This is a genomic window from Cohnella pontilimi, assembly GCF_005049045.1.
Taxonomy (GTDB): Bacteria; Bacillota; Bacilli; order Paenibacillales; family Paenibacillaceae; genus Cohnella; species Cohnella pontilimi.
The window spans coordinates 343,460-358,865 of the sequence record NZ_SUPK01000003.1 but is presented as its reverse complement, the minus strand read 5'-3'; the positions used below and the strand labels follow the sequence as shown (position 1 = coordinate 358,865).

Sequence of the window (15,406 nt, the reverse complement as noted above, 5' to 3'; positions counted from 1 at the left end):
GGCGTCATGTAGGTTCTTCCTCGTTGTTACCTTTTACCGTTATCCCATTCGCTCAGAATCTAGATAGGGGCAAATTCACGACCTGAGCAAAGGGGATAACAACAAAAGGCCAGCGCAAATCCACATACGCTATGCTCTCCTGAGCAAAGGGGATAGCGTCAAAAGGATTACTGCGTCTCATCTGCGCGAGCCGAGGAGCGTCCGTAAAGCGCGTAGTATACTGCCAACCCTACCAGCACAAGGAACGATGTATAGAAGTACAACGTTCCGTAGCCGATACTTACCGCGATGAAGGGGAACAACATCGAGCCGACACCGAAGCCGAAATCGAATATGGATAAGTACGTTGCGGTGGCGGCTGCGCCTTTCTCGGGGCCGGCTCTTTGGATAGCGATCGTTTGCAGGCTAGGAAACACGGTTCCCCAACCGAGACCGATCAATGCGGCCGACAACAGGAACAAGGGCGCGCTGGCGGATACACTTAGGAGATACGTTCCGACGGCAAACAACAGGATCGCCGGATAGATGATGACGTGAGCTCCGTATGCGTCGAACCACCTGCCCGTAAAAGGTCGTGACACGAACAAAACCACTGCATACACGACAAAGAAGTAACTCGCCGCTTCCGTTACCCCGATCTCCCTGGCATACACGGAGACAAAGGAAATAATGGCCGAATACGCGAGCGCGAAAAATGCCGCAACCAAGGACACCGGAATCGCCGAATATTCAATGAACCCGCGGAGCCCTGAGGACGACGCGTCTTTCACGCCAACTACTTGCGACGCCTCCTTTTTCGGCAGCCTGACCAGCAGACCTCCGATAAACGCGAGAACGCAGAAAGCGGCGTTCACGATAAACATCAAGGTGGCGCCGCCTTGCTGCATGACGGTTAACCCGAGGAACGGTCCGACGACCATCGCCAGGTTCATCGTAAGCCCGTAATATCCCATGCCTTCGCCCTTGCGGCTTTCCGGGATGAGGTCGGCCACGATGGCGCCCGCAGCAGTTGTCGCCATTCCGAAACCTATGCCATGACAAAAACGAAGCACCAGCAACGCCGGCATGGAATAAGCGAAAAAGTAAAACGCCGAAGCCCCGCAAAGGATTGCGAAAGCGATCAGTAAGACAACCGTTTTCCCCGTCCGCTCAATCCATTTGCCGGCCATTGGCCGCACGACGATGGCGGAGATCAAAAAAACGGTCGTAATGAGACCGACCGCCGCTTCGTCTTCATGCATATCTTGTATCGCGAATACCGGCAAGGTGACCAGTAAGTAATAAAACGATGTAAACGCGAGAAAATTTGCAATGGCAATGCTGATGAAATTCGCAGTCCAAAGTTGTGGTTTGCTCATGTTGTACTCCTGCTCCTTCAAAGACAATAAGATTTTCCAAGTATACCCGATTTCGTTTGCTTTAGCCGGATACTCCTTAACGCTCGATCCTGAAATTATATCATATCTTTGTGAGAGCTTGCCGACAGCGAGCAAGCAGTTTAATGCAAACCTTATCGGTTACATATGTACTAGGGCTTTTATGATTAGTCATAACAACTTGAGGAGAAAAGGTATGCACTCTAAAATTCCCCCGAACATATGGCTGATCATGATCATCTCGTACCTTTTGCCATTTATCTCGGGAATTCCGGCTCTACATCATTACCTTTTTATAGATTTTATATGGATTATATATGTTGTTCCCTCGTTCTTATCCTCTTATTACGGCGGCGTTCGTAAAGGAATCGTCGTATGGGGGGGGTTGACCGGAACTTATGCACTGTGGGAATCGGCGGAAATCATATGGAGCAGACACCCGGTTTGGCATTTTTATCATATTGTGGAACTGGCTATTGTCACGTTTTTGGTTGCATTTGGTACCGGAATACTGGCAGATAAAAATTTCAGTCAAAATCAGGAGTTGCAAAAAGTGAAACAGGATCAGTTCAATTTCATGTCAGTTTATGAACAAATGCCGGATGCTATTTTTTTTATCGGAACCGATGGGAAAATCATGTCGGTTAATAAGGCAGCAGAAGAACTTTACGGCGTTACCCGAAGCGAGGTCATAGGAAAATCGTTTCTGCAATTTATTGATCCTGAAGATCAAGAAAAGACATTACATATTTTTAGTGACTGTTTAAAAGGGATTCCTTTCAACGGTGAGATCGCGTCCCGCAGTGTTCATGGACAGCTGTTGTATCTTGATACTACGGCTATTTCCTATTTTGTTGATCACAAAATTGCCGGCATTATCGGGATCAATCGGGACATTACCGACCGTAAAAGGATTGAGCATTCCTTAAAAGAAAGCAGATTCAAATTTGAGCAAGCTTTCCATAATGCAGCGAATATGATGTTTTTAATGGAAGAAACATCGGATGGGAGTATCCATTGTATAGAAGCTAACAAGGCAGCGCAGCAAAAATTAGGATATACAAATGATGAGTTTCGCTTAAAATCTGTAAATGACATTGTTCTTAAAGGTCCTGTTTACACGTCTGGAAAACCCAATTTCTCGGCACGCGTGGAATACAAAACAAAAACCGGACACGTAATTCACGCGGAAAGAAACCAGCGAACGTTTGAGTGGAAAGGAAAAAAGCTCATTTTGATAGAAGCCCGTGAAGTAACAGAAACAAGCAGACCACTGTTCCGGGATAAAAGCGATCCCGGCGTTAATTTACGATTAATTATGGCGGAAAGGGGGATCGGCGTATCGGAATTGGCGGAACAAACGGGATTATCCCGAGCCACCATCTCGAATTTGAGAAACGGCAAGATCGCAAAGCCTCATAGTTTTACCGCACGCGCTGTTGCCGATGCCCTCAATGTCGATGCTACCGAGATATGGAACGAGACGGAAAATTAGCTTGTGTTGGTGCTCTAACCCCCTGTTGATCGGGATTTTTTTACATTTATCAAAATTCGTCAAATGTAAAATTACAGAGAAATTTGTCGATATTCGACGAATGTAGAGTGTTCTTTATAAACCGCAGCTAAGCACAGATAAACATAGAAATATGGAGATAAATGAATATGTAAGCGTTATCTTTGAATTATCTAATATGTGACAAGCACTGTAATATGGGCGAAAGCCGTCAAGGCATGTTCTAATGCATGGGGGTGTCTGACATTATTGAGCAGGCTCAATAAATACGCCATTGATTTATTGATTCAAAAAGAACTGTTTCATCACTCCTATCAAGCCATGTATCATCTGAAGAATTCCACATGGTTTGGGCATGAAGCTTTTTTTCGCTCTCATTTATCTTCAAACCCGGAAGAGGTGTTCCGGTTAGCCCAAAATTGCAAAAAACTTTTTGAATTGGATACTGTCTCGATCTTTCATGCCGTTTCTTCCTATTTTCGGTCCGAAGAGGGCATGGCTTTCGCGTTGAATAGGTTACTGTTCATCAATACTTTCCCATCCACGCTGTTACATCCTTCATTTCCTGGCTTCTTAGAAAACATGATGACCGAGATCCCTTCCTTTTCGAGTCAAAGAATTGTATTCGAGATCGTAGAATCCGAGCCCATCACAGAACTGAAGTCTTTACAAAATACCATTGATTTGCTGCGCGATTTGGGATTTCGGATCGCTTTGGACGACGTCGGACAGGGTGCGGCTTCTCTGCGGCATATCATTGAAATTGAACCCGAATTTATAAAGCTGGATCGATATTTTTCGGTGGATTTGGCTTCATCCGAGAAAAAACAGAAAGTCGTGGAACTTTTCGTTGACCTTTGTAAGGACACCGATACCGAGATTATCCTGGAAGGGATTGAACAAACCGGAGACTTCATGCTTGCGGCATCTCTCGGTGCCCACATCGTGCAAGGTTATCTTTTAGGTCGTGCGATACCGCTACCCCAGCTTGAAACGGGACAATGCATGGAGCGTTGACCACCATTCATAACTCTAACGACAAAGGCAAACCCATCGAAAGGTGGGGACGCAAAACCACGGGTCTTAAGCGGAAACGCCAGACAGCCGGGTCACCGAATTAGGAACGGATCCGAACATCCAAATCCAGTCCTATTCCCGGACTGGATTTTTATTTGAGGCAGGAGGCATCTTGGATATGAAACACCAGTTGGTCCAAAACAAATTTGCAAAACAGGACATTCTCGAGAACAGCATCCGAACGATTTTGGAACAAATCGGCGAGGATCCCGGGCGGGAAGGTCTTTTGGATACGCCAAGGCGGGTGGCGAAAATGTACCGCGAGGTTTTTGCCGGTGTAGGAGTGAATCCGGAGACGGCGCTCACCACAACCTTTGCAGAAGATTATGACGGCATGATCACCGTGAAAGATATTGCCTACTACACATTTTGCGAGCACCACCTGATCCCTTTTTACGGAAAAGTACATATCGGCTATATACCGGACGGAAGAATTGTCGGATTGAGTAAATTTGCGAGGCTGGTTGAACTGGTCGCCGGGCGGCCGCAAGTGCAGGAGAGGATGACCCATCAGATCGCAGCCGCCGTGATGAATGTATTGAAACCCAAGGGTGTGATGGTGACGGTCGATGGGACTCATTTGTGCATGTGTGCACGAGGCGTGAAAAAGCCGGGCACTTCCACGGTGACAACGCTGAAAAAGGGAGTTTTTGCTGAAGATACCGCCTTGTGTGAGGAGTTTGACCGCTCCATCTCCAGAAACGCATAAGGTCGAAGGAGGCCGGTAAAGATGCTTTATTTATCCAGAAGAATCGATTTTTCGGCCACCCACGTCTATCGGGTACCAAGTTGGAGCGAAGCGGACAATGTCCGGGAATTCGGACGCTGCAGCAATCCAAGCGGGCACGGCCACGACTACAAGATGGAAGTTGTCGTCAAAGGAGAATTGAACGAACTATCCGGCATTGTCGTGAACACAACGGATATCAAGCATCTTGTACAATCGTTCGTGTCGGACGAGCTCGACGGTAAATTTTTGGACCGGGAACACCCTCATTTCAAACAACATATTCCGACAACGGAAAACTTGGTGGAATATATTTGGGAATCACTGGAAGGTCGGTTCGAAGGGTGTCAACTGCACCGCATTCGATTGCATGAAAATCACTACTTATCCGCGGAAAAGGAGGCAGGTTCATTGACTCGTCTGACTCGCCAATATCATTTTTGCGCCGCGCATCGCCTTCATAGCGATCATTTGTCACCGGAGGAAAACCGGAAGCTGTTCGGCAAATGCAACAATCCGCACGGCCACGGCCACAACTATTATTTGGATGTGACGGTTGCAGGAGAACCTGATCCGGTAACAGGCATGATCATCAATCTCGCCCAATTGGACGAAGTCGTGGAGAGGGTCGTGCTCGACAAATTCGATCATAAGCATTTGAACCTCGATACGGCGGAGTTCAAGGAATTGAATCCGACATCGGAAGTGGTGGCGATGGTCATTTATGACATGCTGCGCCCGCATCTTCCTAAGCTGCACAAGATCGGACTATGGGAGACCGAGAAAAACTACTTCGAATACGCCGGTCAAGGTGAGGCTTCATGATTGACTTCCAGCAGCTTAAGGGCAAAACAGTGGCCATTACCGGCGCATCACGGGGCATTGGCAAAGAAACGGCGGCGTTATTGGCGGGTTTGGGAGCGAACCTTGTTCTCGGAGCCCGAAATACCGACGAATTGCATCAGGTGGCCACCGAACTGGGGGCGAACACGCTGGCTCTTGATTTGGATGTGACCAGTGAATCATCTGTCGTTCGTTTTGTGGAAGCGTCCGTGGCGAAGTTCGGCCGAGTAGACGCGTTAATCAACTGCGCGGGAACCGGTGTCTTCGAAGCTGCGCTGGAATTATCGTCGGAAGATTTCGATCGAATGATCACCGTGAATCTGAGAGGCACGTTTCTCACTTGCAAATATTTCGGACAACATATGCTGCAACAGGAAGCGGGACGCATCGTCAACGTCGTCTCCGTGGCAGGTACGACTGCTCTTGCCGGCTGCGCCGGTTATTCCGCCTCCAAGTTCGGGGTACTCGGGCTGACACGGGTGATGCAAGCCGAATTGCGGCACAAAGGAATTCAGGTGTCGGCTGTATTGCCCGGAGCGGTGGCCACTCCATTCTGGGACGGGATGACACAAAAGCCGGATCTGTCGAACATGATTCCCGTTCAATCGTTAGCCAGACACATTGTATATATTTTATGCCAGCCAGAGGGCTCCAGCATCGATGAAATCTTGATTATGCCTCCATTAGGTATTTTGTAAGGGGCGTGTGTCACTTGTGAAATCCATTTTCAACAAAATATTCACGGCCGACAAAGAGGATAAGCCGCCGGTTTCGCAAACGCTTGAGCCGGCGGTGAAACCTTTCCAGACCATCCACGAAAACCAGAACCGCGCCTTGATCACGTGGATTGAGAATTATTTGGCGTTCAAGCTACGAACGGACGTAACGAATGCCGAGCATCCGACGAATCTTGCTGCTTGTTTGTTGGCCTGGATAGCTCAGGAAGAAGATGTATACCTCAAAGCGAAAGAGTTGCAGCTTTCCGATAAGGTACATCGGTGTCTATTGGAAACATACGAGGAAATTAAGCACGACGTCGTTCTGTATCTTCCTTCCCTCTCGAAATCCTCGACGGTTCAACAACATTCCGCAGACGAGGAAGTTTGGCAGGTGTACCGTGATGTCATTTATGCGGTCACGCAGCGAAAGTTTTTGCTGATCCGGCAAGATGAAGTAGAGCGATTTAAAGAAGGAAAACTGCTCTGCTCGGCCCCCATTGTCGAACGCGCGGATATTCCGAAAGCCCGGGACATGGCCAAACAGTGCCTGCTCGACATCGGTGTGCCGTCGACGGCTGTCATGAGCCATCTTCTCGTCATCTCCGAAGCGATCACGAATATTCTCAAACACGCCCGGGAAGGACGCATGCTTGTTGTCGAAACCGAATCCGGCATTCATGTACTGGTTGAGGATAAAGGCCCTGGATTTCCACTCAAGCTGCTTCCGAAAACGACGCTGTTGGCGGGATATTCCACCAAGAAGTCGCTGGGACAAGGCTTTACCCTGATGATGAAAATGACGGAGCAGGTGCTGCTATCCACGATTCCGGACGAAGGCTCCACCTTGATACTCGTATTTCACCGGAAAGAAGGCGAACTGAGCTATGAAAGATCATCTGCCGTTTAATCCGGCGGTTCACCTGACGATACAAAAAACGCTCATGACGAGTCTGCTTTTCGAAGGTTTCTGGGATCGCTGGATCGCACACGGAATGGAAAAAGAGACGGTTGCCGGGCTTCGGCGGAAAGTGAAAGGCGTGGAAGATTGGGTCGAATACTTGGCCGAACGGGCGCGGTCTTATGAATCTCAGGCCGAAGCGGCGCAGGACGAGCTGCATGCTGAGCATGCCTTTCGGATGGCGGGATTGCATTATAACTTGGCACAGTGGATCTATCCAGAGGCCGGGGTGCAAAAGAAACACTGGTTTTCCAGCTGCACGGAAGCTTTCGACAACGCCGATCGCAAGGCCGAAGATACGATCCGCAAAGTCGTCTTCCGCTTAGACGACAAGTTATGCATCGGCAGAATTCGGAAGCCTGAACGTCCCCGAGGTTGTGTCGTCATCCTGACGCCGATGGATTCGTCCAAAGAAGAGCTGTTCAGCTATGAAACGGATTTTGCGAGATTGGGATTCGCTGCGGTCAGCTTTGACGGTCCGGGACAGGGCGAGACTTATCTGCAGAGTCAACTGAAGATGTCGCGTCAAACAGGGGAACGGTTTGTGAACCGCGTGATCGAGTTTGCCGCCGCGGAATTTCCCGGGCTTGGGATATATTTATTCGGGACCAGCTCGGGGGCGGCATGGGCGATATGGGGAAGCCGCCATCCGAAGGTGAGCAAGGCGGTGTCGGTCAGTCCCGCATTGGAAAGCGACGTTCCAATGCCGGATTATTTCACGGAACGGTTGTCTTATCTTCTCGAGGAACCGTATAAGAGACCTTTACCCGATATGCGGGATGTCGGACAATCGAGCCCCGTGTTCTTGTTTCACGGCAACCGGGATGTGATGGTTAAAGATGAGCAGCTTCACGCGCTGTACGACAAGCTCCCGCAGGGAAAACGATTGGTCGAGTATGAAGATGAAGGCCACTGCTGCAATTTTAAATTGCATGAAATCCGTCAATTGTCGGCGCATTGGTTTTTGGAGGATGAAAAATGACGTTTGAAGCTTTTTGCCGGTTTATTTCCGACTATACCCACACCCCTCTGCAAGAGATCAAAGAAAACGCGTCTTTTCGGGATGACCTGGGCATCGATTCCTTGCAGATGGTGAATTTGATCGTCGGGCTCACGCAGGAGATGCGGCTGGGGATGGATGTCCTGGCGGGCTCGGAAGATATGGCGACCGTCGGTAAATTATATCAAGTACTTACAAGGGATGAGGACAAATGAAAGCTTTATTGGACGCTTGTGTGAATCCGCAACACTTGAACACCACGGTGCTCAGCACTCCGGACCGCGATTATACGGCCCGTGATTTCATCGAGGGCAAAAACCGGGTGCTGGAAATGCTGGGTCCCGGTGTCGATTTGAGCGGACAACGAGTCGTGCTGCTCATTCCAGACGTGTTTCATTATGCCTCCGTCATTTTTGCCGTGAATGAACGGGGCGGGGTCCTCGTGCCGTTGTCGTTGCAGTATAGAGCGGGGGATTTATCCGCGGTTTTGGATGCCGTCAAACCTCATTACATATTCACAATTTCCGAACTCCCGGGTGTGTCGTTTTCGAGATTGATCCGGGATTGGCAGCGGCAAAGCGGAGTTCAGTGCACGATTTACGAAGCCAATAACGAATATGAATGGCAAAGGACGGACTTTCCCGGCGTACCCGCGGTAAAAGACGATTTATACCGGGATTTTATTTTTTTCACTTCGGGCAGTACCGGTATTCCCAAAGGGGTTGTGGTCGGTCAGGAAAATCTGATTCCTTATCTGGAAGTTTATCCGCGGATGCTTAATATGAAATCTACCGACCGTTTGTTTAACGTTCCCCCGTTAACGCTGGTTGCTGGGTTTTGCGGATTATTATCCGCCATTCACACGGGGTTCCGATTTGTCGTTCCCGGCAAATTCGATCTGCCGCAAATAGCCCAAACGATGAAACGAACCGGCTGCAATAAAATTTTGTCTACCCCGTCGATCTTGAAAGCTTTGTACACGATGACACAGCACCTGGAGCCGGGCGTGTTTCAAAATTTGGATGAATGTTATCTGGTCGGGGAAATGGTGTCTGAAGGTGCAGTTAACGAGTTTGCATTATTAAAGCATGCCCGATTTATCGGGGTGCTCGCCTTATCCGAGGCCGGCGGAGTCATGACCGCAGATCTCCGAGGCAAACTGGAATGGAAGCCCGATTCTTCGGTACAAGTCAAGTTTTTGAAAGAAAATGGAATGAGTGAGCTATTGGTGAAAACCCCTACATTATTCAAAAATTATTACAATCAGCCGGGCATGACCCGGGACGCGGTAACGGAGGACGGTTGGTTAAAAACCGGAGATTTGGCGGAGCCAAGCGAAGGCGGCAAAATCGTCCTCATCGGACGAAAGAAGGATTTGATCAAAAAAGGCGGAGCTCAGGTTGTACCAGGTGAAGTAGAAAAAGTGCTGACTGATCATCCCTGCATTGTTCAAGCGGCTGTCGTCGGGGTGCCCCACCCGGTATTTGGAGAGATGGTGGTGGCGTTCGTCGTCGCGGACAGTCCGTTCGAACACGCGGAACTCTATGAGCATTGCAAGACGAGAATTGCGAGATATAAAGTGCCCGATCATATCGAAATCATAGAGAGTCTGCCTCTCATTTCCGGAAAAACAGATAAAGTCGCGTTAAGACAACTCTACGCAGAACAAGATCATCGATGAAGAAGGGGATCAAGTGAGGAAAAAATCAACGCTGCGGCGTCAGTTTTTTATACGGATATTGGCCGTCATGGTGACCATTGCTGCGATCACGGGCGGTATACAGGTTTGGGTTATGTCGAACAACGTTCAGAAGGACATCGACCAACAAGCGGCAATGATTTCGGAATCGATCCGGCAAGGCATCAAAGAGACGGATACGGCTTCTCTGTCCATCGAACATCAAATTGATTTGAAATTAGAGTCCTACGCCAAACGCATTGCCGATAAGCTTCGGGGAAAATCGATCGACCAAATCACGAATGACCAATTATCGAGCATCCGAGATGAAGTCGGTGTGGCCGGCATTACGCTGTTTGTCCGGACAAAAGAGGATATTGTGGGTGCCAGGGCAACCGATCCGAAAGAAATCGGTTTTTCGATCAAAGGGTTAAATCCATATGCCTATCAGATGTTTGATCTCTTTATGAGCGGACAAAAGCTGCCGGACGAAGCGGCCAATAAGATCAGTTTTTTGTCCAATAACATGCTAACGCTCTACATCTCTCAATCGGGATCCCATGGAGTCGAGCCTGCATTTTTTAAATATGGCTATTATCGTTCCGAGGATTTGGATTATTTGATTGATCCGTACATCGAAGCGGACGAAGTGTACAAGTTTATGCAGGATGTCGGACCTGACTCCTGGATTAAGCAAGTGCTTGAACGTCATCCGTATGCCATGGAAATTGCCGTTTTGGACCCAAGGGTTTTTGCCGATCCGTCTCTTGCCGAAAACATGTATCCGCCGCTAACGAAAGTGGTGAACGGCAAATATACATTCGAAAACAGTCGTGACACCCAAATTTTGGTTGACATGATGAAGAGTCCGACGGCGAAGGCTTATCGTGATAAAGGGACGTATAAAGTTTTTTCACCGATCAAGGAAGATCGTGTGCTATACATTGCGCTGGACTATGACAAAATGGCTTGGCCGATTTACCGGCATGCCATCATCATTGCGATTTCCGGATTCGTCTCGCTGATCGCGCTTTTCATGTTGACCGCCAGCTTTTTTAGCCGGATCTATTCGAACATACAGAAGATCATGAAACAAATTGCTCGTCTCGAGGCCGGGGACATTACCGCAAAGAGTGAACTGAAGGATAAAGGCGAATTGGGAAGCCTGTCGGAAAGTGCGAATAAGATGGTCGACAGCCTAAACCATGTTTTGACGGATACATATGACACAGCGACCCGGGCCCAAAGGCTTGCCTTCATGCTTGAAACGGAATCCAATCAATCGGTGGAAAAGGCCTTTACGTTATCTATGGAAAACACCTCCAAAGTGAGGGGATCCGTCGAGGAAGTTTATTATTTCCTGGATCAAATAAAGGAACATCTCGAAGCACAAGATCACGCGAAATCTCGGGAACTGCTGGAGAAGGTAGAACAGATACGCGATATCGCGAAAGAGAGATCGAATAGCACGACAGACATCACGATTACGTTGTCCGACTTGTTTAAGTCCTTGCATGCCCAATCTACTGAGTTGTCCGACATATCGGGCGATCTGCTGGAGAAACTTGCGAAATTCAAACTGTAAAACAAAGAGAAATAGACAGGAGGGATGAACGGATGCCCTTGCATATCGAAGAACAACAGAAGGGTCACACTTTGGTTCTTAAGCTGGCCGGTGTCATGGATTATTCCACCATTGACGGATTCGAGCCCAGTATACCGGAGAAAACCGGCGAAGTTGTGGTTGATTTTTCGGCGCTGGATTTCATTGACTCCACCGGAATTGGAGCCATTTTGCTCATCATCCACAGCGCTCATGAACAAGATGCTGCCGTTAAATTTACAGGTCTCGACGATAACATCAAAGAATTATTCGACACGGTGGGCGTTTTTCGAATTCTGGAGTCCCTTCGCAAGAGGGGGCGCTAAATGCATGCCGGAAACCAAATCCCAATCGTTTGACGAATCCCAGTCTGCGCCCATGCATAAAGCGCTGCAGCGCGAGATTCAATTGGCACGCAATATTCAAATGAAGCTCTTGAACGGCGAAAAGCCCGAACTGCCAACCGGCGAAGTATCGGGCATCTCCATCCCCGCCCGGCTGATCGGCGGAGACTATTTCGATTTTTATCCGCTCGGGGACGGCCGGATTCGCATCCTCATCGGGGATGTCATGGGCAAAGGAATTCCGGCGGCGATGCTGATGATTCTGACCAGGGGGGCATTCCGCAGCGCGGCGGGAGCGGCCCAAGGTCCGGGTCAAACGCTCACGATGATGAATGACGCAATCTATAAGGATCTTCGAAAGCTGGGATCTTTCGTGACGATTTTTTGCGCGGATTGGGAGCCGGCGACCGGTACTTTCGTGTATGCCAACGCCGGCCACAGTATGCCGATTGTGGTCCGCTCCGACGTGGGCACCGTCACGCTTCCGGTTTTGAAGGGTGTCATGATCGGGGGATTGCCGGGACAAATTTACAAGGAAAAAACCTCGCACATTCAAAGGGACGATCTCGTGTTCTTGTATACCGACGGCATCGTGGAAGCGCAAAATGCCCAGGGAGAGATGTTCAAATTGGACCGGCTTTCTGGAATTCTTGTAGAACAAAGCCGTCAAACGGCAGAGGCCATCCAAAACGCGGTGGTCGAAAAAGTGAATGAATTTACGAAAGGTTTACCCCAAAAGGATGACATTACGATGGTGATCCTGAAAGCGGATGGCGATCAACGGGGTGTCTAACTGCATGACCATGAGTCAGGAGGTGAGTTTTCATGGCACCGCAGGGAAAAAGTATCATTTCCAAGGGGAAGACAGTCAAAGAAGCCGTGAAGCTGGCATTGAATCTGTTGAACGAAACGATAGATCAGGTAGAGATTGAGATTATCGAAAACGAATCGAAAGGAATTCTGGGGTTGGGTGCAAGACCGGCGGTCGTACGGGTGACGGCGGGAAAGGCCGATTTCCGAGAGACGGATCCCGAACAGGAGGTTCGGAATCTGACATTGCCGGAGCAAGCTTCGATTGCTGCGCTTCTTCAATCAAAGCAGCTGGTTAAACCTCCGGAACCCGAGGATTTGTCGGGCAAAGTGTGGGTAACGAACGGGCGGATTCACTGTAAGGACGCGCCGGATAAGTATCCCCTGCTATCGCCGGGGAAAGACGTGCGGTTGTATAAAAATAACGAGCTCGCGGAGAAAACGGTCATTATCAAACAAAGCGACGATCTGAGGGTGGAACTCGAAGAAGACGTGCAAGCGCCCGAATGGGAACTCCAGATCAGCCCGGACAAAATGGAGGCGTCCTTAAAGATCGTTCCCGGTTTTCGAATGGAACGCAAGCTAAAGGACAAAGCCCCGGATTCTTATATCCAACTCGAAATCGTAGAAAAGAAGACGGTTGTGACCGATATCGACACCAGGCAGGTCACGGAAAAACTCAGGGAGATCGGGGTCGTTTACGGGGTTGACTATACCGAAGTCGCCAAGGCTTGCGCGTGCGTTCATCCGGGAACGTTTGTCATTGCGCGGGGGACTCCCCCAACGCCAGGTACACATGGGCATTTCGTTCCGCTGAAAGAGGTCGAAATCAAGAAGGGATTAAAAGAACGTACGGACGGCACAGTGGATTACCGGGAGTTTCAAGAGTTTCCATCCGTCGAACGCGGACAAGTGTTAGGGATGATTGAACCGCCCGTACCCGGAACGCCCGGGACCACGGTCACCGGAGAAGTGGTTGTTCCTCCCGAAGTTTTTCCTCTTGTTTTGAACGAAGGCATCGGCGTTCTGGTGCTGGAAGACGGATCGAGGGTTATCGCCACGGAGGCGGGACAACCGGAAATCAAGTTGAAGGGAAGGACGGCCAGAATTTCCGTTGTTCCTAAGCTGCTCATCGGGAAGGATATCGATCTTGAAGTCGGGAACATCCGCTATGTCGGAGATGTGGAAGTTTTGGGCTCGGTCCAAGAGGGCATGCTCGTTGAGGCGATGGGCAATGTATGGGTTCATCAAAATGTCCATTCGGCGAAAATCAGCTCCGGTGGCTCCGTTGTTGTAAAGAACAATATTATCGGAAGCGAAATCACCTCAGGGAAGAGCACTTTGCTGCTCGCCGAGCTCCATGAAATTTTGGGGGCTCTGATTCCGCAATTAAGACAAATGGAAGCCGCCATTAAACAGCTCCAGACGGTTTCGGCATTTAAAGTCTCATCCTTCTCCAGGTCAGGATTGGGGTCTTTGATCAAAATATTGTGCGATGGAAAGTTTAAATCGTTTCCGGTGATCATGACTTCGTTCATTCAGAAGATCGACAGCGGAGCCGACATTCTGGACGCCGATTGGCTGCAGCTGCGGGAGCAATTACATAAGGGCTTCGTCATGATGAATGCTTCGAATTTGGCGTCGGTCGAAGATTTTAGCCGACTGACAGACACGGTAGAACAACATTATATCCTGAGTCGCGACAGCGACGACGAGTCCGATTGTTTCATCAAAGCCGGCTATGTTCATAACAGTGAGCTGTACTGCAGCGGAGACATCAGCATTTCGACACGGGGGACGTACCATTCGAAAGTTCGCGCAGCCGGAAGCATCGATGTGGAAGGCGTTGTCCGCGGAGGAGAAATTCATGCCTCCAAAGGGGTGAGGATCGGGGAAGCGGGAACCAGAGGCGGCGTGGGTACCAAGATCGTCGTCCCCGATCGGGAAACGATTCAGATTGAAATGGCCATGGAAGGCACGATCATTCAAGTCGGCAAACGGATGCATAAATTTTCGGTACAGACGCCCAATGTGACCGCACGTCTAGGGGACGACGGATTATTGATCATTGGCTGAAAGGATGCTTGTCTAATGTTTAAATATGAGCTTATAGATGAGGAAGCGACAACCGTGATCTCCTTTGAAGGGGACTTGGACATTGACGCGACTGAGCTGATGGAAGAAGAGATTGCCCCTAAGTTATACGACTGCAGCAACATCAAGATTGACTTTTCCAAGGTGCAGTTCGTCGATTCGTCGGGAATTGGTTTATTGATCACGCTGATTCACCATTTAAGGGAACGCGGGATCCGGGTTCGGATCTTTCATGTCAGCGACGAGGTCAGGATCGTATTCGAGATGCTTCAGCTTCCCGACATCATGGGGGCGGACGTGTTGCCGGAGTTTGAGCACAGTTGACCGCGCAGCAGTGAACAGATTGCATTTCATCTGCCAAGTATCGATGTGACAACATGGTTTTGGGTAAAGATCATTTATAGCGGTTCTTTCGCTTTTCTCCCCCTACCCGCGGGACGTAAAATGTAGATGTCGGGCCCGACGAATGAAGAGGAAAGGAGTGTGATCGAAGTGATCTACAACCATGAGGTGATCTCCGTCTAACGGAGATCACCATAAAGGGGAGGGGGCCGCAAGGCCTCCTCTTTTTCAGTAAATTTGGTAAATAATTCTTGTAACGCGAAATGGGTATCGCGTATACTCAAGAAGTGACTATTCAATCTAGGGGAAAGGGGTGTTTGAC

15 protein-coding genes and 1 riboswitch are annotated in these 15,406 nt (G+C 49.3%); of the genes, 14 read left to right on the top strand and 1 reads right to left on the bottom strand.

What is annotated here, in order from left to right:
• Positions 1–167: 167 nt before the first annotated feature.
• On the bottom strand, positions 168–1,358 hold the full coding sequence (locus tag E5161_RS08465) for an MFS transporter (RefSeq protein ID WP_136777280.1): 1,191 nt from the start codon (positions 1,356–1,358) through the stop codon (positions 168–170).
• A 214-nt stretch (positions 1,359–1,572) separates the two neighbouring features.
• Between E5161_RS08465 and E5161_RS08460 the strand changes: the two genes are divergently transcribed.
• The 14 genes from E5161_RS08460 (at position 1,573) to E5161_RS08395 (ending at position 15,066) form a co-directional block, all read left to right on the top strand.
• Positions 1,573–2,871: a PAS domain S-box protein gene (locus tag E5161_RS08460; RefSeq protein WP_169306636.1), complete on the top strand. Its 1,299-nt coding sequence runs from the start codon at positions 1,573–1,575 to the stop codon at positions 2,869–2,871.
• Positions 2,872–3,138: 267 nt separating this feature from the next.
• Positions 3,139–3,906, top strand: coding sequence for an EAL domain-containing protein (locus tag E5161_RS08455; RefSeq protein WP_136777278.1), 768 nt, complete (start codon positions 3,139–3,141; stop codon positions 3,904–3,906).
• A 16-nt stretch (positions 3,907–3,922) separates the two neighbouring features.
• Positions 3,923–4,006: riboswitch (cyclic di-GMP riboswitch) on the top strand.
• A gap of 78 nt (positions 4,007–4,084) precedes the next feature.
• Positions 4,085–4,675: a GTP cyclohydrolase I FolE gene (gene folE / locus E5161_RS08450; protein WP_136777277.1), complete on the top strand. Its 591-nt coding sequence runs from the start codon at positions 4,085–4,087 to the stop codon at positions 4,673–4,675.
• A gap of 21 nt (positions 4,676–4,696) precedes the next feature.
• On the top strand, positions 4,697–5,518 hold the full coding sequence (locus E5161_RS08445) for a 6-carboxytetrahydropterin synthase (RefSeq protein ID WP_136777276.1): 822 nt from the start codon (positions 4,697–4,699) through the stop codon (positions 5,516–5,518).
• A complete protein-coding gene (locus E5161_RS08440; protein WP_136777275.1) occupies positions 5,515–6,234 on the top strand; it encodes an SDR family oxidoreductase in 720 nt (239 codons plus the stop codon). The genes E5161_RS08445 and E5161_RS08440 overlap by 4 nt, the downstream gene beginning before the upstream one ends.
• Before the next feature lie 16 nt (positions 6,235–6,250).
• On the top strand, positions 6,251–7,162 hold the full coding sequence (locus tag E5161_RS08435; RefSeq protein ID WP_136777274.1) for an ATP-binding protein: 912 nt from the start codon (positions 6,251–6,253) through the stop codon (positions 7,160–7,162).
• Positions 7,140–8,195: an alpha/beta hydrolase gene (locus E5161_RS08430; protein ID WP_136777273.1), complete on the top strand. Its 1,056-nt coding sequence runs from the start codon at positions 7,140–7,142 to the stop codon at positions 8,193–8,195. The genes E5161_RS08435 and E5161_RS08430 overlap by 23 nt, the downstream gene beginning before the upstream one ends.
• Positions 8,192–8,428, top strand: a complete 237-nt coding sequence (locus E5161_RS08425) for an acyl carrier protein (protein WP_136777272.1) — start codon at positions 8,192–8,194, stop codon at positions 8,426–8,428. Before E5161_RS08430 ends, E5161_RS08425 begins: the two co-directional genes overlap by 4 nt.
• Positions 8,425–9,894: a class I adenylate-forming enzyme family protein gene (locus E5161_RS08420; RefSeq protein ID WP_136777271.1), complete on the top strand. Its 1,470-nt coding sequence runs from the start codon at positions 8,425–8,427 to the stop codon at positions 9,892–9,894. Before E5161_RS08425 ends, E5161_RS08420 begins: the two co-directional genes overlap by 4 nt.
• Before the next feature lie 13 nt (positions 9,895–9,907).
• Positions 9,908–11,476 (top strand): methyl-accepting chemotaxis protein, encoded by a 1,569-nt coding sequence (locus E5161_RS08415; protein ID WP_136777270.1) that lies wholly within the window; start codon positions 9,908–9,910, stop codon positions 11,474–11,476.
• A gap of 32 nt (positions 11,477–11,508) precedes the next feature.
• Complete coding sequence (locus E5161_RS08410) at positions 11,509–11,820, top strand: STAS domain-containing protein (protein WP_136777269.1); 312 nt, start codon at positions 11,509–11,511, stop codon at positions 11,818–11,820.
• Positions 11,821–11,824: 4 nt separating this feature from the next.
• Positions 11,825–12,631: a PP2C family protein-serine/threonine phosphatase gene (locus E5161_RS08405; protein ID WP_136777268.1), complete on the top strand. Its 807-nt coding sequence runs from the start codon at positions 11,825–11,827 to the stop codon at positions 12,629–12,631.
• Between the two features lie 32 nt (positions 12,632–12,663).
• Positions 12,664–14,724, top strand: a complete 2,061-nt coding sequence (locus E5161_RS08400) for a FapA family protein (protein WP_136777267.1) — start codon at positions 12,664–12,666, stop codon at positions 14,722–14,724.
• Between the two features lie 15 nt (positions 14,725–14,739).
• The gene (locus E5161_RS08395) at positions 14,740–15,066 is read left to right on the top strand and encodes an STAS domain-containing protein (protein ID WP_136777266.1); all 327 of its coding nucleotides are present in this window, start codon (positions 14,740–14,742) and stop codon (positions 15,064–15,066) included.
• Positions 15,067–15,406: the final 340 nt, after the last annotated feature.

Coding starts and splice junctions, on each gene's coding strand:
- E5161_RS08420 (WP_136777271.1), top strand. CDS start 8,425: ATGAAAGCTTTATTGGACGCTTGTGTGAATCCGCAACACTTGAACACC.
- E5161_RS08445 (WP_136777276.1), top strand. CDS start 4,697: ATGCTTTATTTATCCAGAAGAATCGATTTTTCGGCCACCCACGTCTAT.
- folE (WP_136777277.1), top strand. CDS start 4,085: ATGAAACACCAGTTGGTCCAAAACAAATTTGCAAAACAGGACATTCTC.
- E5161_RS08440 (WP_136777275.1), top strand. CDS start 5,515: ATGATTGACTTCCAGCAGCTTAAGGGCAAAACAGTGGCCATTACCGGC.
- E5161_RS08395 (WP_136777266.1), top strand. CDS start 14,740: ATGTTTAAATATGAGCTTATAGATGAGGAAGCGACAACCGTGATCTCC.
- E5161_RS08400 (WP_136777267.1), top strand. CDS start 12,664: ATGGCACCGCAGGGAAAAAGTATCATTTCCAAGGGGAAGACAGTCAAA.
- E5161_RS08405 (WP_136777268.1), top strand. CDS start 11,825: ATGCCGGAAACCAAATCCCAATCGTTTGACGAATCCCAGTCTGCGCCC.
- E5161_RS08465 (WP_136777280.1), bottom strand. CDS start 1,358: ATGAGCAAACCACAACTTTGGACTGCGAATTTCATCAGCATTGCCATT.
- E5161_RS08410 (WP_136777269.1), top strand. CDS start 11,509: ATGCCCTTGCATATCGAAGAACAACAGAAGGGTCACACTTTGGTTCTT.
- E5161_RS08460 (WP_169306636.1), top strand. CDS start 1,573: ATGCACTCTAAAATTCCCCCGAACATATGGCTGATCATGATCATCTCG.
- E5161_RS08430 (WP_136777273.1), top strand. CDS start 7,140: ATGAAAGATCATCTGCCGTTTAATCCGGCGGTTCACCTGACGATACAA.
- E5161_RS08425 (WP_136777272.1), top strand. CDS start 8,192: ATGACGTTTGAAGCTTTTTGCCGGTTTATTTCCGACTATACCCACACC.